This is a genomic window from Bradyrhizobium iriomotense, assembly GCF_018129405.1.
Taxonomy (GTDB): domain Bacteria; phylum Pseudomonadota; class Alphaproteobacteria; order Rhizobiales; family Xanthobacteraceae; genus Bradyrhizobium; species Bradyrhizobium iriomotense_B.
Genome location: NZ_JAFCLP010000006.1, coordinates 1 through 19,361 on the forward strand (window position 1 = coordinate 1; position 19,361 = coordinate 19,361).

General features: G+C 65.3%; 17 protein-coding genes. 5 read left to right on the forward strand and 12 right to left on the reverse strand.

What is annotated here, in order from left to right; all coding sequences use genetic code 11:
* Window positions 1–136: 136 nt before the first annotated feature.
* A complete protein-coding gene (locus tag JQ592_RS15090) occupies window positions 137–1,276 on the reverse strand; it encodes a hypothetical protein (RefSeq protein WP_211403631.1) in 1,140 nt (379 codons plus the stop codon).
* 353 nt (window positions 1,277–1,629) lie between these two features.
* Here JQ592_RS15090 and JQ592_RS15095 point away from each other — a divergent pair, with 353 nt between their 5' ends.
* Window positions 1,630–1,986: a hypothetical protein gene (locus JQ592_RS15095; protein ID WP_211403632.1), complete on the forward strand. Its 357-nt coding sequence runs from the start codon at window positions 1,630–1,632 to the stop codon at window positions 1,984–1,986.
* Between the two features lie 112 nt (window positions 1,987–2,098).
* Here the strand turns inward: JQ592_RS15095 and JQ592_RS15100 are convergent, their stop codons facing one another.
* From JQ592_RS15100 to JQ592_RS15110, 3 genes are all read right to left on the reverse strand, one after another.
* Window positions 2,099–2,368, reverse strand: coding sequence for a hypothetical protein (locus tag JQ592_RS15100; RefSeq protein ID WP_211403633.1), 270 nt, complete (start codon window positions 2,366–2,368; stop codon window positions 2,099–2,101).
* Window positions 2,369–2,553: 185 nt separating this feature from the next.
* Window positions 2,554–3,918, reverse strand: a complete 1,365-nt coding sequence (locus JQ592_RS15105; RefSeq protein WP_211403634.1) for a sensor histidine kinase — start codon at window positions 3,916–3,918, stop codon at window positions 2,554–2,556.
* A complete protein-coding gene (locus tag JQ592_RS15110) occupies window positions 3,915–4,595 on the reverse strand; it encodes a response regulator transcription factor (protein ID WP_211403635.1) in 681 nt (226 codons plus the stop codon). The genes JQ592_RS15105 and JQ592_RS15110 overlap by 4 nt, the downstream gene beginning before the upstream one ends.
* Window positions 4,596–4,935: 340 nt before the next feature.
* Here JQ592_RS15110 and JQ592_RS15115 point away from each other — a divergent pair, with 340 nt between their 5' ends.
* Window positions 4,936–5,823: a MipA/OmpV family protein gene (locus tag JQ592_RS15115; RefSeq protein WP_211403636.1), complete on the forward strand. Its 888-nt coding sequence runs from the start codon at window positions 4,936–4,938 to the stop codon at window positions 5,821–5,823.
* A gap of 5 nt (window positions 5,824–5,828) precedes the next feature.
* Complete coding sequence (locus JQ592_RS15120) at window positions 5,829–6,569, forward strand: hypothetical protein (RefSeq protein WP_211403637.1); 741 nt, start codon at window positions 5,829–5,831, stop codon at window positions 6,567–6,569.
* Window positions 6,570–6,585: 16 nt separating this feature from the next.
* On the opposite strand, the gene garD is transcribed toward JQ592_RS15120, so the two are convergent.
* The 8 genes from garD to JQ592_RS15160 form a co-directional block, all read right to left on the reverse strand.
* Window positions 6,586–8,127: a galactarate dehydratase gene (gene garD, locus JQ592_RS15125; RefSeq protein WP_211403638.1), complete on the reverse strand. Its 1,542-nt coding sequence runs from the start codon at window positions 8,125–8,127 to the stop codon at window positions 6,586–6,588.
* 119 nt (window positions 8,128–8,246) lie between these two features.
* A complete protein-coding gene (locus JQ592_RS15130) occupies window positions 8,247–9,695 on the reverse strand; it encodes an aldehyde dehydrogenase family protein (RefSeq protein ID WP_211403639.1) in 1,449 nt (482 codons plus the stop codon).
* A 24-nt stretch (window positions 9,696–9,719) separates the two neighbouring features.
* On the reverse strand, window positions 9,720–11,063 hold the full coding sequence (gene gudD, locus JQ592_RS15135; RefSeq protein WP_211403640.1) for a glucarate dehydratase: 1,344 nt from the start codon (window positions 11,061–11,063) through the stop codon (window positions 9,720–9,722).
* 26 nt (window positions 11,064–11,089) lie between these two features.
* Window positions 11,090–12,034: a 5-dehydro-4-deoxyglucarate dehydratase gene (gene kdgD / locus JQ592_RS15140; RefSeq protein ID WP_211403641.1), complete on the reverse strand. Its 945-nt coding sequence runs from the start codon at window positions 12,032–12,034 to the stop codon at window positions 11,090–11,092.
* 129 nt (window positions 12,035–12,163) lie between these two features.
* Window positions 12,164–13,069: a LysR substrate-binding domain-containing protein gene (locus JQ592_RS15145; RefSeq protein ID WP_211403642.1), complete on the reverse strand. Its 906-nt coding sequence runs from the start codon at window positions 13,067–13,069 to the stop codon at window positions 12,164–12,166.
* A 122-nt stretch (window positions 13,070–13,191) separates the two neighbouring features.
* Complete coding sequence (locus JQ592_RS15150; RefSeq protein ID WP_211403643.1) at window positions 13,192–14,544, reverse strand: MFS transporter; 1,353 nt, start codon at window positions 14,542–14,544, stop codon at window positions 13,192–13,194.
* Between the two features lie 315 nt (window positions 14,545–14,859).
* Complete coding sequence (locus tag JQ592_RS15155) at window positions 14,860–16,812, reverse strand: hypothetical protein (RefSeq protein WP_211403644.1); 1,953 nt, start codon at window positions 16,810–16,812, stop codon at window positions 14,860–14,862.
* An 88-nt stretch (window positions 16,813–16,900) separates the two neighbouring features.
* Window positions 16,901–17,983, reverse strand: a complete 1,083-nt coding sequence (locus JQ592_RS15160) for a lysylphosphatidylglycerol synthase transmembrane domain-containing protein (protein WP_211403645.1) — start codon at window positions 17,981–17,983, stop codon at window positions 16,901–16,903.
* Between the two features lie 428 nt (window positions 17,984–18,411).
* Between JQ592_RS15160 and JQ592_RS15165 the strand changes: the two genes are divergently transcribed.
* Complete coding sequence (locus JQ592_RS15165) at window positions 18,412–18,918, forward strand: ferritin-like domain-containing protein (protein WP_211403646.1); 507 nt, start codon at window positions 18,412–18,414, stop codon at window positions 18,916–18,918.
* 269 nt (window positions 18,919–19,187) lie between these two features.
* Window positions 19,188–19,349: a hypothetical protein gene (locus tag JQ592_RS15170; RefSeq protein WP_211403937.1), complete on the forward strand. Its 162-nt coding sequence runs from the start codon at window positions 19,188–19,190 to the stop codon at window positions 19,347–19,349.
* Window positions 19,350–19,361 lie beyond the last annotated feature (12 nt).

Consider the following 19,361-nt stretch of genomic DNA (forward strand, 5'->3'; position numbering starts at 1 on the left):
CGGACCAATCCAGCCAATGTTGATGTGTCAGCTATGTCTCCGAACCCCCGTCAGTGATCTGTCCGGGCTAAACACTTCGCGGGCAATGACAGCTAAGTGTTTGGCGCGTTCGTCGCTCATCCCGGCGTTTCAAGCGTCAATACGTCCGCGCCTTCTTGCACGGCGCATAGAAGGTGCCGCTGCCGGCGACGACCCGCTCGAGGCACTGCCGGGGATCGGTGATCTCGCCGTCGACCTGGAAATAATAGGCCTGCGTGCCCAGGCTCAGGACGTAATGTCCCGGCGGAAGCTCGAGCTCGGAATCTCCGGCGTGGATCTCATACATCTCGGCCTTTCCCGGAATCGGCGCGACGCGGAAGGGATAGGAAAAGTTGCGGATGACTCCCGCAGTGTCTCCGCCGCCGAGCGCCCTGCCTGCGGCCTCGCTCGAAAACTCCCTCGCGATCTTCGCGACGACCCGCACCTCGACGCGCTCGGGAACCACGTTCGCGATGTCGCGGCGAAACACGATGAACTTGACGCGACCATTCGGCAAATGCGGCTTGTCGGGCTTCCTGAACTCGGGTGAAATCGCAACGCGTATGTCGGGCGCCATCACGCCGGTCGCATTCAACTCCGCCAGCGACTTGTCGTCGATCAGGGCGTAGACGCCGTAGTCGGTTGGAAGCACGCGCGTCGGGGCAGGTGCGGCGGGCGTCACCATTTCCGGCCTGGCGACCGTGACCGTCGTCTCAGGCTTGGGCGCGACCTGCGCGACTTCCGGGGGCTGGGACGCGATCTGCCGGCGCAGCGCGGCGATATTGTCTCGCTGCGAGACGATCAGGATGACAGCGCTGGCGGCAAGCAGGATGGCCGCCGTGCGCTTGATCACCGGGAGCAGCGGGCCCGAGATCGCAGGCAGCCGGCCGCGCGGCCTGCCGATTCCAGATGGCAAGACGGTCCCATCGCCGGACAACAGAACGCCGCCGGTCTCCCTTGACGAGGCGAGTTGCTGCGACGGCAGGCGCTCCAGCGGCGCCTGTTCGCGCGAGAACTTCTCGACCTCTTCGATCGCGACCTCGAGCGCCCGCTTCATCTGGTCGATGTTTCTGGCGTCGGCGTAGGTGAACTGCTCCTGGAGCTTGTAGCGGGCAAGGTCGTAGACCATCTGCCGCCTCGCGTCCGCGTCGTCCTTCACCGTCTCCAGCATGCGCGAAATCACCAGCGCAAACTGCACCTGGTTTGCGGGCAGATCGGTCGCGTCCTGCTGGCCAGGGAGCAACTCTCTCGAATTCATAGCGCTGCCGGTCCAATGCCAGTCACGCCGTCACCTGATTCTCTAATCGAAACAGCCGGTTAAACAAATGCGATAAGTTTCGCGGCCATGTTCGTACACGCTGAGGTGCAACAAGGAAAGCCTGGAAAATGCGCGACGAAATCGCCGGGGCGTCACGCATGCAGGCATACGCAAGCGTGGGCAATTGTGTGCGGCAGTAGTTCTCCGGAATGCGCGCTGGCGCCGGATTTGCATAGCTGTCGCAAAGCTGCTGGGGGAGCGAGTCGCCGTCTCACCGCGTGCCGCCAATGTGCGGAAGGCGGACGGCGGCGCCTGTCCCTCGCGGCGCTGACTTCGATCCGCGGGAAGACGACATGACACTTGCAAAACCGTGTGCGGCGATGCTGCTCGGCCTGACCGTGCTGCTGGCGACATCGGCGCTGGCGCGTGACGACGGGCGCTACGCCAACTCGCCGCTCAAACCCTGGTTCGAGAGCCTGCACAGCGAGTTCGGGCAGTGCTGCTCCGATGCCGACGGCTACGTGGTCGCCGATGTCGACTGGGAATCCGACAAGGGACGCTACCGCGTCCATCTCGACGGCGAATGGGTGCTCGTGCCGGAGGGAGCCGTGATCACCGAGCCGAACAAGATCGGCCGCACCATGGTGTGGAAGCACTATGTCGACGGCCACCCGCGTGTGCGCTGCTTCATGCCGGGCAGCATGACGTGATCCTTGAAATGTCATCCCGGGTCGACGCATAGCGTCATGCTCGGGATCTCGAAATTGCTGGACGATGGATTTCCGGGCGCGCACTTCGCGCGTCCCGGAATGCAGATCGCATCTAGCGCGCTTCGCTCTGCGAATTCGCGCTCGCAAGCTGCTTGACGCGCGGCGACAGCACCGAGACCTGCGCGGGGGAAGCGGGCATGCCGGCGACGGTCATCGCGGGCGCGGTCGACTGCTCTTCGACTCCGGCGCCGCCGAGCACCTGGACCTGCGTCGACGAGATCGGAAACGACTTCACTTCGTAAGAGGGAAGCTCGCTGGCGAATGCAGCGGCCGAGCTGGCAATCATGGCACCGGCAATGGCAATCATCGAGAGAACACGCATTGGAAAATCTCCGTGAAAGATGTCAATCGGAGGTTTGGTCGCGGTGATGCCGGGGCAGGTTCGCTCGCGTGCGAACATTCCTGTCGCCGTCGGCGCACATATTGGTTGCTTGGTGCGAAAGGATGAAACGAGGACGAAATTTTTCGTGCCAATGTTTCCGGACGGTTTCGCACGGGGCGCCTCGCTCAGTACTCCTGTAGATCGAGCTGCCGCGATCCGGCCGCCGTGGCCGCCTCGGGAAAGCACAGGCGCATCGTCGTGCCGCGGCCGGGCTCGGAGGCGATGACGAGCTCACCGCCATGGGCGGCCATGATCTCGCGGACGATCGACAGGCCGAGGCCGGCGCCATTGCCTGCGCTGTTGCCGGTCTGAAACGGCTCCAGCAGCTTGTGCTCCGCGCCGCCGGGCAGGCCTGCGCCGTCATCTTCGACCGAGATGCTGCCGCGGCCGAGCGTGGCGACGATGCGTCGCGCTCCACGGGCGTGGATGAGCGCGTTGCCGACGAGATTGGCGAGCGCGCTGCGGATGGCGGCGTCGACGCCCTGCACCAGGAACGGGCCTTCGTCGGCGCGCTCCAGCGCAAGCTCGATGCCGGCGTCGAGCGCCGAGGGACCGAAATCGGCCAGCACCTCCAGCGTGATCTCGGCGAGATCGATCGGCCGCTTTTCGATCGCGTGATTTTGCAGGCGTGCGAGGTCAAGCATGGCGGAGACCAGCGACGTCAGGCGGCGGACGTCGCGCACCAGCTCGGCCTTCAGGGCCGGATCGGGCACGTCGTCGATCTTCGCGCGCAGCAGCGTGAGCGGCGTGCGGAGCTGATGGGCTGCATTGCCGAGAAAGCGGCGCTGCATCCTGATATAGGCGTCGATCTCGCCGAAGGCGCGGTTCAGCGCCTCGACCAGCGGCTTCAGCTCGCGGGGGACCTCGGACAGGGAGATCAGACCTTGCGGTGCCGCAGGGTCGATCGCGAGCGCACGAAGCGCGACCCGTTCGATACCGCGTGAGACGAAACGCGCGGCCAGCCCCGCGCCGACGGCAACGGTCGCGGCAAAGGCCAGCGCCAGCAGCATGATCGAGAAAACACTGCGGACGAGAAAGTTTCTCGCAATCCGGCCGAAACGGACATGAGGCTCGCCGACCATCATCGCGAGCTGTAACGAACCCCGTTGCACGACGGCGAGGCAGAAGGTGCTCTTCTGGTCGAGTGTGTTGAAGACCGATGAGCCGATTGGCCCGTGATAGGGAAATGCGAAGGGGAGGGCGGGGCGGCGTTCGCTGCCGTACTCGCTGATCATGTCGCCTGCGGACACGACGTACCAGAGGTTCGGGCTGTCCGCCTTCAGCTCTTCGAGTGCGGGGGTCGGGCGCACCGTCAGCTTCTGTGCTTCGATATCGGTGGCGCGGTCGAGAACGGCAACCACGACCCGGCAAGCCCTGAACTCGCGCTCCTCCATCGGATAGCGCCAGATGAAGAGGCCAAGCATGATCAGGAAAATCGTCGTCGCGGCGATGCCCAGCGACAGCGCAAAGGTCCGGGCAATCGACGTCATCGCGGCGTCGCCAGCCGCAGGATGTACCCGATGCCGCGCATGCTGCGGATCTCGACGTCGCCGCCGAATGCGGCCAGCTTCTTCCTCAGGCGCGAGACCTGTGCTTCGAGCGTGTTGGATTCGATCTCGTCGTCGAAACCGTAGATCTCCTCGATCAGGGCGGCGCGGGTGATGACGCGGTCGCGCCGCATCAGGAGCGCTCCGAGGATCAGTGCCTCGCGCCGCCGCAGCAGGATCTTCCTGTCGGCGACCACGACTTCGTTGCTGCCGAGATGCAGCTCGACATTGCCGAGCGACAGCACCGAAGGCGCGAGCAGGCGCGGCCGCCGCAGCACGGCGCGCACCCGCGCAATCAACTCCTGCGGCTCGAACGGCTTGCCGAGATAGTCGTCGGCGCCGCCATTGAGGCCGTCGACGACATCCTCCTTGGCGTCCTTGGACGTCAGCATGATGATCGCGGGGCGATCCGGCGACTGGCTCAGCGCGGTGACCACCTCGAGCGCATCGCCGTCGGGCAGCATCCTGTCGACGATCGCGAGATCATACTTGAAATTGTCAAGCGCCTGACGGGCGTCGGCAATCGAGCCGACGAGATCGACGACGCCATGCAATTGCCCAAGCAGGCGGCTGACATAGGCGCCGATCTGCGGTTCGTCTTCGATCACGAGCGAGCGCACGCGGGTCGTCCCTGACTCTCCTGGGGCCATCGGGCCCCAACCTTGACGCTTCCTGGCCGAAGTCCGGCGGTTCGGTAGTGCGCGAGTTCCGTTTAAGGCAGCGAGCTTGGCGAATAAAAGGCAGGAGCGAACAGGCTGAGTGGCACGCGCGGTCAAAAGTTATGGGCGCGAACGCGCCCCGGGCAATGTTCGGGCAATGTTGATCCGATGGCGCGTTCTGGCGCGGAATGTCGCAGGGGCGCTTGGCCGTTGCAATCTTGGGGCAATTTTGCCGGACCACATGCTGGGCTCCTAACCACACCAGTCGACTCGGCCAGCAAGGCCGGTCCGGGGCCCTGAAATGAAGCATATCGACGAAGCCGCTCTCCGCCTCACGGTGAATGCGCGGTGGACGACCGCCTGCCTTGCCGCACTCGGTGCGATCATGGCGACCGCACAATCCGCATCGGCGCAGACCGCGTTCACGCTGCCGGCCCCGCCCTTCGAGCTGCCGATGCTGCCGTCGCCGTCCGGCAACTGGACCGTCATGGTGGGCATCGGCGGCGAGTACACGCCTGACTTCGTGGGATCGAAGAACGGCAAGTTTCTTCCGATCCCGATCTTCACCATCCGTCGCGCCGGATCGATCGACCAGTTTCGCGGTCCGCGCGACAGCGCCAGCATCGCGCTGCTCGACGTCGGCAATTTTCGCGCGGGCCCTGCGTTCAAATACGTCTCCTCGCGCAAGAGCAGCAAATATGCCGAGCTGACCGGCCTCGGCGACGTCAAGGCGGCCTACGAGCTCGGCGGCTTCGTCGAATATTATCCGGTGGATTGGCTGCGCCTGCGCAGCGAGTTGCGTCAGGGCTTCGATGGCCACACCGGCACAGTGGCCGACGTCTCGGCCGACGTCATCGTGCCGCTGATCCAGAGGCTGACGATCTCGGCCGGCCCGCGCTTCACCTGGAAGAGCACCAAGGCCACCGCGCCGTATTTCGGCGTCGATGCCGCGCAGGCGCTGGCGTCGGGGTTGCCGATGTACAATGCCAGGGGCGGCGCGCACTCGGTCGGCTTCGGCAGCCAGATCTCCTACCGCATCAATCCGCAGTGGGAGGTCCATGCCTATGTCGAATACGAGAAGCTGCTGGGCGATGCCGCGGACAGCCCGCTGGTGAAGCTGCGGGGATCGTCGAACCAGACCACGGTTGGCCTCGGTGCGTCCTATTCGTTCGACTTCAGGATTCGATAGTCGTCATGCGCCGCAGAGTCATTCTGGGTCTCGCCTGCGCAATTGCTTCCGTCGTCCTCGGCGCGGCCGCGGCGTTCGAGACGCGTGCGACGAAACTCCAGGCGATCAAGACCGTCGGCATCGTCTCGGCCATCGGCGAGGAGATGAGCCTGACGCGCGCCGGCCTGACCGGGCTCGGCAACACCGCGCAAAGCACCTCGATCAGCGCATGGGGGCTGGACGAGTTGATCGTCCAGCAGGCGACGAAGCTCTTGAGCGGGCGCTTTCGCGTGCAGCCGGTGACTTACAGGCGCGCGGCGTTCGCGGCGATCAGGGATTCGGCGGTTGCGCCCGTCAATCTGCTGCGCAGCGATCCCTTCAAGGAATTGGTTCGCACCGATGTCGCCCCGCAGGGACTGGACGCCTACATCGTCATCACACGGGCGAAATCGAAACTCGGAAACGGCCGCAATGTCGAGGGTGTCGGGCTCGCCCAATACCGGACGCTACTTGCGGACTACGGGCTGATCCACGCGCTCTACGAGGTGCGTGTGATCGAGGGCAAGTCGTTCGACGTCATCGAGAAGCGGGCGGCAGCGCCGCTCGACAATACCGGGACGATGCGGCTTGCCGGTCCCAGCGGGCAGATCGACGAGACGTTCGAAGGTCCGGCTTCCAGTGAACGGCTACGCGCGGCGATCGCGGACCTCATCACACGCAGCCTGCCGGTCACGCTGGGCGACATGCACCTGATCGACGGGCAGTGAAGCCGGCTGGCCGGCTTCAGGTCACCGGCGCCGGATTGAACAGCGTGAGGTCGTTGTGGATGCCCCAGCGGTCCGACCACGGCTTGGTCCGGCCGGAGGCGACGTCGAGGATCAGGCGGAACAGGTCCCAGCCGCATTCCTCGATGGTCTTCTCGCCGGTGGCGATGCTGCCTGAATCGAAATCGATCAGGTCCTTCCAGCGCCGCGCGAGCTCGCTGCGGGTCGCGACCTTGATCACGGGGGCAGCGGCGAGGCCGTAAGGTGTGCCGCGGCCGGTGGTGAACACCTGCAAAGTCATGCCGGAGGCGAGCTGGAGCGTGCCGCAGATGAAGTCGGAGGCGGGGGTGGCCGCGAACAGCATGCCCTTCTGGGTCGCCTTCTCCCCGGGCGAGAGCACGCCGGTGATGGCGGATGATCCGGACTTGACGATTGAGCCGAGCGACTTCTCGACGATGTTGGCGAGGCCGCCCTTCTTGTTGCCGGGTGTGGTGTTGGCGCTGCGGTCGGCGCCGCCGCGGGCGAGATAAGAGTCGTACCAGGCCATCTCGCGCACCAGCGCGCGGCCGACATCCTCGTTGATGGCGCGCCGCGTCAGGAGCTGGATGGCATCGCGCACTTCGGTGACTTCGGAGAACATCACGGTGGCGCCGGCGCGGACCAGGAGGTCGGCGGCGAAGCCGACGGCGGGGTTCGCGGTGACGCCGGAGAAGGCGTCGCTGCCGCCGCATTGCAGGCCGATGACGAGGTCGGAGGCCGGGCAGGTCTCGCGCTTGCGGGTGTTGAGCACCTTCAGGCGCGCCTCGGCCTGGGTCATGATCGCATCGACGATCGCGCCAAAGCCGTCGAAGGCCTCATCCTGCATGCGCACGATGGCATCGCTGACGCCCTCCGGCACGAGACGCTCGGGCGCCAGCTTCTCGCAGCCGAGGCCGACAACCAGGATCTCGCCGCCAAAATTCGGGTTGAGCGCGAGGTTCTGCAGGGTGCGGATCGGCACCACTGCGTCGGGCGCGGTGATGGCCACGCCGCAGCCGTAGGCGTGGGTCAGCGGCACGACATCGTCGACGTTGGGGTATTTCGGCAGCAGCTCGGCGCGGATGCGCTTGACCGCATATTCCATCGTGCCCTTGACGCATTGCACGGAGGAGGAGATGCCGAGGATGTTCTTGGTGCCGACCGAGCCGTCGGGATTGCGGTAGCCTTCGAAGGTGAAACCTTCGAGCGGCGGCAGCGGCGCGGGGACGGCGGTGGAGATTTCCAGCTTGTCGAGGGCGGGGGCCTCCGGCATGCGGATGCGCGCCTCGTCGACCCATTCGCCGGCCAGGATCGGCGAGAGCGCGTAGCCGATGATCTCGCCATAGCGGATGATCGGTGCGCCTTCCGCGATGTCGACCAACGCCGTCTTGTGCCCCTGCGGCACGAAGGCGCGCAGCGTCAACCCGCTGGCAAAGCGGGAGCCGGCGGGAAGCCCGAAATCATTGACCACGATCGCGACATTGTCGCGCTCGTTGAGCTTGATGTAGCGGGGCTGCTCTTTCGCTGCGACGTCCTGGTCCATATGCATTGCCTCAGAAGTCGTAGGGTGGGCAAAGGCGCAACGCGCCGTGCCCACCATGCTTCATACCGAACGTAAGCGGTGGGCACGCTTCGCTTTGCCCACCCTACGATGTCAGCCTATCAGCCCGGATAGGTATAAGCCGTCTTCACCGTGGTGTAGAACTCACGCGCATAGGAGCCCTGCTCGCGGGCGCCGTAGCTCGATCCCTTCCGGCCGCCGAACGGCACGTGATAGTCGACGCCAGCGGTCGGCAAATTGACCATCACCATGCCGGACTCGCTGTTGCGTTTGTAGTGCGAGGCGTATTTCAGGCTGGTGGTGCAGATGCCGGAGGCGAGGCCGAACTCGGTGTCGTTGGAGATCGCCAGCGCCTCCTCGTAGTTCTTGGCGCGGATGACGGCGGCGACCGGGCCGAAGATTTCCTCACGCGCGATGCGCATGTTGTTGTTGGCCTCGGTGAACAGCGCCGGCTGGAGATAGTGGCCGGGGTTCTCGCGCTTGAGCAACTCGCCGCCGAAGGCGAGCTCGGCGCCCTCGTCCTGGCCGATCTTGATGTAGCGCAGGTCCTGGTCGAGCTGGCTCTGGTCGACCACCGGGCCGATATGCACGCCGGCCTTGAGCGCGTCGTCGACCGACAGGCCCTTCAGGCGCTCGGCCATCGCCGCGACGAAGCGGTCGTGGATGCCTTCGGTGACGATCAGGCGCGAGGAGGCGGTGCAGCGCTGGCCGGTGGAGAAATAGGCGCCGTTGACGGCGACCTCGACGGCGGTCTTGAGGTCGGCGTCGTCGAGCACGACCAGCGGATTCTTGCCGCCCATCTCGAGCTGGAACTTCTTCATCGGGTTCGAGAGCACGCAGGCCTGCGCGATCTTGCGCCCGGTCTGCACCGAGCCGGTGAAGGAGATCGCGGCGACGTCAGGGTGATCGAGCAGGGTCTGGCCAACCACCGAGCCGGAGCCGACCACGAGGTTGAACACGCCGGCGGGGATGCCGGAGCGGGTGATGATTTCGGCGAGCGCGTGGCCCGAGCCGGGCACCAGCTCGGCCGGCTTGAACACGACCGTGTTGCCGTAGCAGAGCGCGGGCGCGATCTTCCAGGCGGGGATCGCGATCGGGAAGTTCCAGGGCGTGATCATGCCGATGACGCCGACCGGCTCACGGGTGAGCTCGACGTCGAGGCCAGGACGCACCGAAGCACCCTTCTCGCCGATCAGGCGCAGCGCTTCACCGGCGAAGAACGCAAAGATCTGGCCGGCGCGAGCAACCTCGCCGATGCCTTCGGGCAGCGTCTTGCCTTCCTCGCGGGCGAGCAGGCGGCCGAGCTCTTCCTTGCGGGAGAGGATTTCGAGCGAAATCTTGTTCAGCGCGTCATAGCGCTCCTGCGGCGTCGAGCGCGCCCAGGCGGGGAAGGCGGCCTTGGCGGCGGCGATCGCCTTCTCGGTCTGCGCCTTGTCGGCCTTGGCGTATTCGCCGACGAGATCGTTGGTGTTGGAGGGGTTGATGTTCTTCGTGACGCCGGAGCCGTCGACCCATTCGCCGCCGATGAAGTTCTTCAGGATCGCTGTCATCTTTTTTCCTCCGAGGGAATGTTTTTAACGCACGAGGCAGGGACGCTTGTCGTCAAACGTCCAGCCGGGGATCAGGTCCTGCATGGCCATAGCGTCATCCCGGGCACCAAGTCCATGCTTCTTGTAGAGCTCATGCGCGGCCTCGATGGCGGCGCGGTCGATCTCGATGCCGAGGCCCGGCCTGTCAGGCACGGCAATCTTGCCGCCCTTGATCTGGAGCGGCTCTTTCGTCAGCGCCTGGCCATCCTGCCAGATCCAGTGGGTGTCGATCGCGGTGACCTTGCCGGGGGCGGCGGCGCCGACATGGGTGAACATGGCCAGCGAGATGTCGAAATGGTTGTTGGAGTGCGAGCCCCAGGTCAGGCCGTTGTCACGGCAGGTCTGGGCCACGCGCACCGAGCCTTGCATGGTCCAGAAATGGGGATCGGCGAGCGGGATGTCCACCGCCCCGAGGCGCAGCGCATGGGAGAGCTGCCGCCAGTCGGTGGCGATCATGTTGGTGGCGGTCGGCAGCCCCGTGGCGCGGCGGAACTCGGCCATGATCTCGCGGCCGGAGAAGCCGGCCTCGGCGCCGCAGGGATCCTCGGCATAGGCGAGGATGCCGTGCATGTCCTTGCAGAGGCTGATCGCCTCGTCGAGCGACCAGGCACCGTTGGGATCGAGCGTGACGCGCGCGTTCGGGAAGCGCTTTGCGATCGCGGTGACGGCCTCGATCTCCTGCTCGCCGCGGAGCACGCCGCCCTTCAGCTTGAAGTCGGCGAAGCCGTAATGGTCGTGGGTGGCCTCCGCGAGCCGCACCACGGTCTCGGGCGTCATCGCCTCCTGATGGCGGAGGTTGAACCAGTCGGGCTTGCCGGTCTCGCCGGTGACGTAGTCGAGCTTGCTCTTGCGCCGGTCGCCGACGAAGAAGAGATAGCCGAGCGTCTCGACGCTCTTGCGCTGCTGGCCTTCGCCGAGCAGGGCGGCGACAGGCAGGTTGAGATGCTGGCCGAGCAGGTCGAGGAGGGCGGATTCGATTGCGGTAACCGCGTGGATCATCACCCGCAGGTCAAAGGTCTGCTTGCCACGGCCCCCGGCGTCGCGGTCGGCAAAGGCGGTCCTGATATCGGCGAGGATGTTGTTCATCGCGCCGATGGTCTTGCCGATCACGAGATCGCGCGCGTCATGGAGGGTCTGCCAGATCTTCTGCCCGCCCGGCACCTCGCCGACACCGGTGTGGCCGGCATTGTCGGTAAGGATGACGATGTTGCGGGTGAAGAACGGCGCATGCGCGCCGCTGAGGTTGAGGAGCATGCTGTCCCGGCCCGCAACCGGGATCACCTGCATCGCCGTGACGACCGGTGCGCCAGAAATCTCAGTCCGGGCCATCGCACGCTCCTCCCTGTTGTCGGCTGCTATTCTGCAGCCTGTTGTGACGATCGTGCGGCGGGCAGCTTCTTCACCAGCGCGGTCAGCTCTGCGATCTCCTGCTCGGTGAGGTCGGTCAGCGGCGGGCGGACCGGGCCGGAATCGCGGCCAATCACCTTCATGCCAGCCTTGATGATCGAGACTGCATAACCTTTCTTGCGGTTGCGGATCGCGATCAGCGGCAGGATGAAATCCTTCAGGCCGGCGTGGATCGCCGCATGGTCGCGCTTGCGCACGGCAGCGTAGAAGTTGGTGGCGAACTCCGGCACGAAGTTGAATACGGCCGAGGAATAGGTCGTCACGCCCATGTCGAGATAGGGCAACGCGAAGGTCTCCGCGGTCGGCAGGCCGCCGACATAGGTCAGGCGATCGCCGAGCTTGGTGTAGACGCGGGTCATCAGCTCGATGTCGCCGATGCCGTCCTTGTAGCCGACGAGGTTCGGGCAGCGCTCGGCAAGGCGCGCGAGCGTGTCGGGCTGGAGGATGGCGTTGTCGCGGTTGTAGACGATGACGCCGATCTTCACGGAGGCGCAGACCGCCTCGACATGGGCGGCAAGGCCCTCCTGCTCGGAATGGGTGAGGTAGGGCGGCAGCAGCAAGAGGCCGTCGGCGCCGGCCTTTTCCGCACCGATCGCGATCTCGCGGGCGATCGCGGTGCCGTAGCCGGTGCCGGCGAGCACGGGCACGCGGCCCTTGGTCTCGTCGACGGCGACCTTGACCACCTGCGGAACCTCGGTCGGGGTCAGCGAGAAGAACTCGCCGGTGCCGCCGGCGGCGAACAGACCTGCGACATCGTAGCCGCAGAGCCAGTCCATGTTGGCGCGGTAGGTCGCCTCGTCGAAGGAGTAGTCCGCCTTGAAGGGCGTGACGGGGAAGGACAGGAGGCCCGATCCGATCTTCTGGGCCATTTCCTGCGGGGTCATCTTGCTCATGGGCGCGGCTCCCTTATTGCGTGTTGTGGAGGACGCAAGCAGAAGGCTGCGCGTCCATGCGCCGTGGTTTAGGAGACCGTTCGATGCGCGTCCAAGCCAAAGCCTATATCGACCAATGCGGATTCAGCATCAATCTTCCATCGTCTCCGCGGAGGACAATTCACCGGCGATTTTGACCAGCGCCGACAGCAACGGGTTCTCGTCCTCGCGGCGCCAGACCATGAACAGCTCGACGGGGACGCGGCTGCGCAGCTTCAGCGGGCGCAGCCGCACGTCGGAGATCTTCAGGCTCGCGGCCGCCGCCGGCACGATGGCAAGGCCGAGGCCGGCGCGGACCATGGCAAGGATGGAGTGGATCTGGCTGAGATGCTGCACGTACCGCGGCAGCACGTCGGCGCGGGTGAACAGCGCCACCAGCAGATCGTGGAAGTAGCGGCTCTCATAGGGCGAATACATCACGAAGGGCTGGTCGTCGAAATCCTTGATGGTGATGCTGTCGGCATTGGCCAGCGGATGCTTTTTCGGGATCGCGGCGAGCAAGGGCTCGGCGACGACGCGGCGGCTGGTCAGCTCGGGCCGCGCGATCGGGGGCCGGAGCAGGCCGGCGTCGATCTGGCCCGAGGTCAGCGCCTCGAACTGGTCGCCCGACACCATCTCCTTCAGCGAGAAGTCCACCTCGGGCAGCCTGGCGCGGCAGGCGGCGACGAGCTCGGGCAGGAAGCCGTACGCGGCGGCCGCGGTGAAACCGATCTTCAGCGAGCCGGTCTTGCCGAGCGCGATGCGGCGGGCGATCTGCGAAGCGCTTTCGGCAAGCTTGAGGATGCGCCGCGCCTCCGGCAGGAAACTGCGCCCCGCCGGCGTCAGGCGCACCGAGCGGCTGGTGCGCTCCAGGAGCGGGGCGTCGATGATGTGCTCGAGCACCTGGATCTGCCGGGACAGCGGCGGCTGGGTCATGTTGAGCCGCGCGGCGGCGCGGCCGAAATGCAGTTCCTCCGCCACCGTGACGAAACAGCGGAGCTGGTTGAGGTCGAACATCGATACATGCCTTAGATGGATAAGGCGTTTCCCCGGCACTTCTAGCATCGATCATCCCCAAAACAAAGACGGCGGCTGTGAAGCCGCCGTTGAGTTGCCTGGTCAAGCTCCCATGGGAGCCCTCAGGAGGAACGTTTGAGCGTCACCCGCTCGATCTTGCCGACGATGACGAGATAGGCGAAGGCGGCCACCAGCGCGTTGAGCCCGACGAACACCAGCGCGCCGTTGAACGAGCCGGTCGCGGCCAGGATGTAGCCGATCACGATCGGGGTGGTGATCGAGGAGAGGTTGCCGAAGGTGTTGAACAGGCCGCCGGAGACGCCGCCGGCTTCCTTCGGCGAGGTGTCGGAGACGACCGCCCAGCCGAGCGCGCCGATGCCCTTGCCGAAGAAGGCGAGCGCCATGAAGCCGACCACCAGCGCCTGTCCGTCGACATAGTTGCAGGCGATGATCGACATCGACAGCAGCATGCCTCCGACGATCGGGATCTTGCGCGCCATGGTCAGCGAGCCGGTCCGGCGCAGGATGGCATCCGAGATGATGCCGCCGAGTACGCCGCCGATGAAGCCGCACAGCGCAGGCAGCGTCGCGACGAAACCGGCTTGCAGGATCGACAGGCCGCGCTCCTTGACGAGGTAGACCGGAAACCAGGTCAGGAAGAAATAGGTCAGCGTGTTGATGCAGTACTGGCCGAGATAGACGCCGAGCATCATGCGGTTGGAAAGCAACTGGCGGATGTGGTCCCAGCCGGATCCGGCCTCGGGCGCATGCCCGCGCAGCTGATCGTCCTTGGGCGCGTCGAGATCGACCAGCGCGCCGCCGTCCTTGATGTAGTCGAACTCCGCCTCGTTGATCGAGGGATGCTCCTTCGGGCCATAGATGGTCTTGAGCCAGACGAAGCCCATGACCACTCCGAGCGCGCCCATCACGAAGAACACGTAGCGCCAGCCGTAAGCGTGGGCGATCCAGCCCATCAGCGGCGCGAAGATCACGGTGGCGAAATACTGCCCCGAATTGAAGAAGGCCGAGGCGGTGCCGCGCTCGTTGCCCGGAAACCAGGCCGCGACGATGCGGGCATTGGCGGGGAAGGAGGGCGCCTCCGCGACGCCGACAAGGAGGCGGAGCGCGAACAGCACGACGATGGCGGCGCCGGCGCTGAGGAAGCCGACCCAGCCCTGCATCAGCGTAAACAGCGACCAGATGATGATGCTGAAGGCATAGACGATGCGCGAGCCGTAGCGGTCGAGCAGCCAGCCGCCCGGCACCTGCGCCACGACATAGGACCAGCCGAAGGCCGAGAAGATCCAGCCCATGGCGACGGGATCGAGATGCAGCTCCTTGGAGAGCGCGGGACCCGCGATCGACAGCGTGGCGCGGTCGGCATAATTCACGGTGGTGACCAGGAACAACATGGTCACGATGAACAGCCTGACGCGAGACCTCCTCACGTCCGCTGCGGACACCACTGCGCTCATCATGCGCCTCCTTAGAACTCGAAATGTTTCCTCAATGCGACTCCTAGAGGCGCGCGCGGCAAAGTGTCCAAGTTCAAGGGGGTATCGATCGATGCCGTTTTTGGATTGATGGAACGGCAGGGCGAGGGGAACGATTGTGGTGATAGGCAACGACGATTGCACACGCTCAATCGTCGTCCTGGCGAAAGCCAGGACCCATTACCCCAGGGAGAAGTTGTGGTGCGCGCTAGTCATTACCAATCTTCGCCAAACTGCGGACGGTGGTAATGGGTCCTGGCTTTCGCCAGGACGACTCGTAGAGGGAGTCCTCGCCTTCTACTGCTGTGCGCTCGGCAGCAATTGCGGCAGAAATCCGCGCGTCACGTTGGGCGGCGCGGCATCGAGGCCGAGCACGGCGCTTGCGGCCGGCAGTGCCGCATCCGCCATCGCGGCGTGCCCTTCGGCGCTGGGATGCACGGCGCCGCCATAGACGGCGGAGAGCACGCCCCAGGTCGCGTCGTGGATGTCGGTCGGCTGGCTCGCGGCCGGTAGGCCTTGCGGATAGGTCATCGCGGCGAAATAGCTGTCATTGGCGTCGCGGATCCAGCGTGCGCGCGGCAGGTAGGCACGGTACTCCGAGGCGCTGCGGCCGCACAGCATCGGCTGGCTCGCCGCGCTCACGATATCAGGGTTGAAGCTCTGGCCGTTCTCGGCAAAGCAGCTGCGGTCGAATTCGGGATCGTTGCCGGAATGGGCGCAGAAGCCGTGGTCTGCAAACGCGGCCTGATGCGCGTCGACGAAGGTCATGCGGTCGGCTTCGGGATCGCGGCACAGCGCGCCGCGGGTGCAGGTGGCGAGCCCCTTCAGCTGCGGCAGAAATTCGGTGTCGACGAAAGTCGAGACGCGCGCCAGGCGCTGCGGATCGGCATTGAAGGACGGATGGATGTCGAAGCCGGCGCGGCCGCCGCGGCAGGGCACGCCGCCGTCGGCGAGCGCGGGATTGGCGTAGGACACATAGACCACATGCGATAGGTCGCCGCCGACCAGCGGCTTCAGCGCCTCGCGCAGCTTGACGAAATTCTGCGGCAGCTCGCGCGCCAGCGCGTCGCGGGAATCGTCGACGCTCGCCATCACGCCGGAGCGGCGGAACAGCGCGCGCTCGGTCGCGGTGTCGACGATGACGTCGGCGACGAGGCCGGAGAAATAGACGTCGTTGGCGCCGACCGACAGCAGCACGAGATCAAGCGTGCGGTCCGGTTGGCGTTTCTTTGCCGCGGTGAGCGCTTCGCGCAGCTCGGCGACCTGCGCATTGACGCTGGTGTTGCAGACGCCGGTCTTGCCCGGCGGGCATTCGCGGGCGCGCTGTGAGCCCAACAGCCCGTCGCCGATGCTGGCGCCGGTGCAGGCGAGCGGCAGAAAGGTCACGGCGATGTGGGTGTAACGCACCGCGAGCGCCAGCGCGGTGCGGGCCTGGTAGCTGTAGAGCGAGCGATGGCAGGGCGCATTGAACCATAGCGCGCTGTAGTGCTGCCAGTTGGCGAGGGTGTCCGGCGCCTCGCAGGCGCGGCCGCCCTTGTAGCCGGCGCGGCTCGGCCGGTAGTACTGCGCACCGGCGGTGCCGAGATAGGAGCGGAAGCAGAAGCCCTCGTCCGACAGCGCCAGCGGCCGGTCCGGATTGCCTTCGCCCGAGGCGATGCTGTCGCCAAGCCCGGCGACGAAGACGTCGCGGACCTGGATCTCGGTCTGGACGCGCTGGGTCGGGTCGGAGCCGGCGGAGACATCGACGGTTGCAACCGTCTGCTTGCCGTAGCGGACGCGCAAATTGACCGGCTCGGCGCAGTCGAAGGTCGAGGTCTGCGGTCCGTCGCCGTCGTCGAACGACCAGGCACAGGTGGCCCCGACCGGCACCGCACCGACGAGGCGCACGGTCACCGGATGGTCGATCGGCGTGAGGTAGTTCTCTTTGACGTTGTCGCGGGTGCAGGGCTGATTGACCCGGCCCTGCAGGTCGATGCAGAGCCGGTTGACCATGTTGCGGGCCCAGCCGCGCCCCTCGCTCTGGAGCTCCAGTGACTGCTCGGCGGCCAAAATGCTGCGATTACGCGCGTTCTCGACATGGAGCAGGAAGTCGCGCTCCTCGCGGAGCAGGCGGAAGCGGTTGCGCACCTCCCAGGAAATCTGCATGGCGCCGGCATCCTGCGCCGCCGCGCGCGGAAACGGCAAAGCGGTCAGAATTCCGGCAAGCAGCAGGAGGCTTGCGGAGAGGGTGCGAAGGGATCCAGGGGTCATGGCCCGCGTTTTCAACGGCAAAGTTGAGGCGGAAATAAGAGAGGATTGCCTCTCCGCGGGCAACCCCTCCGGCTCCAGATCGTAAGCCTTACCGTTTATTGGCCTGCCGCAGCAGCCGTTCGCGCTCCATCGGCGTCACCTGCTTGGGCAGATTGGCCTGGGCGCAGGCCTCCGCCAGCCGCCGCCGCTCCTGCCAGGGCTCGACCACGTTCATCCAGAGCTCGCGCGTGCCCATGATGGAGATGGCGAGACCGAACGGGATCACGAAATAGAGCAGGCGGAACACCAGCAGCGTTGCCAGGAGCTGCTCGCGGCCGAATTCGGGCAGCGCCAGCAGCATGGCGGCGTCGAACACGCCGATCGAGCCGGGCGCGTGACTGGCGAAGCCGAGCAGCGTCGCCAGGATGAACACCACGGCGAGCGAGAGGAAGTCGATCGGCGGATTGGCCGGCATCAGCAGGTACATCGCGGTGGCGCAGAAGCCGAGATCGACCACGCCGATCAGGATCTGCACCAGCGTCAGCGGTGCCGAGGGCAGCACCACCTTCCAGCCCTTCTGGCCGAGCTCGCGCCGCTTCTCGCCCATGCAGAGCCAGACCAGGTAAGCGCCGATCGAGGCGAGGCCGCCGAGAGCGATCAACCGGTTGAGCGACGAGGGGAGCTGATCCATCGAGGAGGCGGCATCCGGATGGATGGCCATGCCGATCGAGAGCACGAAGATGTTACCGAGCCAGAAGGTCAGGCCCGACAGGAAGCAGATTTTTGCGACGTCGATCGCGTTCAGCCCGTAGTCCGAATAGATCCGGAAGCGGATCGCGCCGCCGGTGAACACCGTGGCGCCGATGTTGTGGCCGATCGAATAGGACGTGAAGCTGGACAGCGCTGCAATGCGATAGGGAACGTGCTTCTTGCCGATCGTTCGCAGTGCAAAAAAGTCATAGAAGGTCAGCGTACAGAACGCGAAGAAGACGCAGATCGCCGCCAGCCCGATGCTGCCGCGGGGAATCTCGGTTAACGCGGTCAGGATGACGCCGGTATCGATGCCCTTGAGGGTCCGCACCAGCGTTGTGATCGCGAAGGCGATGATGAAGACGCTCGCGGCAATTCCGAGCCGTCGCCAGCCAATCCATCTCTTGAAGCCGCGTTTCAGCGCGGGCAGCAGTCCGTGCATTCATCCTCCCGGCGGGGGGCAAGACCGACCCGGCCGGGTATTGGCCAGTCGGGCGCGATCATTGCCGAAGGCAAGTGTCGATCGCTAGATATGATCCAGCTCATTTAAGGCAAAAACGGTGACTTGTGCAGCCCTTGACAAGGATAGGTTCTGCGCCAGACCGGCTACTTTTGTCATATGCGGTTCACATCGGGCGCGCGTTAAGCATATGAGTCGGCAGATAGGCCCGGATCGTACGTTCACGTGCCGGCACGATTTCATATCGTACCGCCGCCTGCATTGTTCCAGCTCAAGCGCTTCTGGCTTTTATGGAACGTCGATGCCGGGCGCTCGTTAGCGGCCCATCAGTAACCGAACATGGCGGAATAAGCGGCTTTTTCGCGTAAGCCGCTGCCTCCGTGTTCCCGAAACGCAAGAGGATTGGAACGATGGGACTGTTCACAAAGGACATCAAGACCATGAACGACCTGTTCGTGCACCAGCTCCAGGACATCTATTACGCCGAGCAGCAGCTCACCAAGGCGCTGCCGAAAATGGCCAGCAAGGCCACCGATCCGCAGCTGAAACAGGGCTTTTTGACGCACCTCGAAGAAACCAAGCAACATGTCACGCGGCTCGAGGAAGTGTTCAAGATGCACGGCGTCGCCGTGAAGGCGGTCGATTGCCCGGCCATCGACGGCATCATCGAGGAAGCCGATGAGACCGCCGGCGAAGTCGCCGACAAGGCGGTGCTCGACGCCGCCCTGATCAACGCGGCGCAGGCCGCCGAGCATTACGAGATCGTGCGCTATGGCAGCCTGATCGCCTGGGCCAAGCAGCTCGGCCGCAACGACTGTGCCAGCGTGCTCGCCAAGACGCTGGAGGAAGAGAAGGCGACCGACAAGAAGCTGACGGCGCTTGCCGAGAGCAAGGTGAATCTGCGCGCGGCGAGCTAGGTAAGGCGAGCTGTGGAGTGCGTCGCGGTGATCCGCGGCGCTGCCGCCACATAGACTCTGTCATCGCCCGCGAAGGCGGGCGATCCAGTATTCCAGAGACAGTCGTGGTTACGGAGAAGCTGCGGCGTACTGGATGCCCCGCCTTCGCGGGGCATGACACTGGTGGCGGGGCAACACGATCGCTGCACATCCATCCTTCCGCCATTGTCGAAGCATGACGGCGCGCCGATAGCCTATATCCCGCATGGGGCTGCAACCGAGGTGGCAGCATGCGTGTCAGCACCATCAAGTATGAATCCTTTGACGACGAAGCCGGCGCGCAGCGCGCCGGCTCGCGTCTTGTGACCTCGCTGACGCTGGGGGCGATGAGCCTCCGCGCCGTGATCGGGATCGGTGCGCCTTCGCAGGGGATGAACAATCCGAGCGAATGAACACATCTCCCG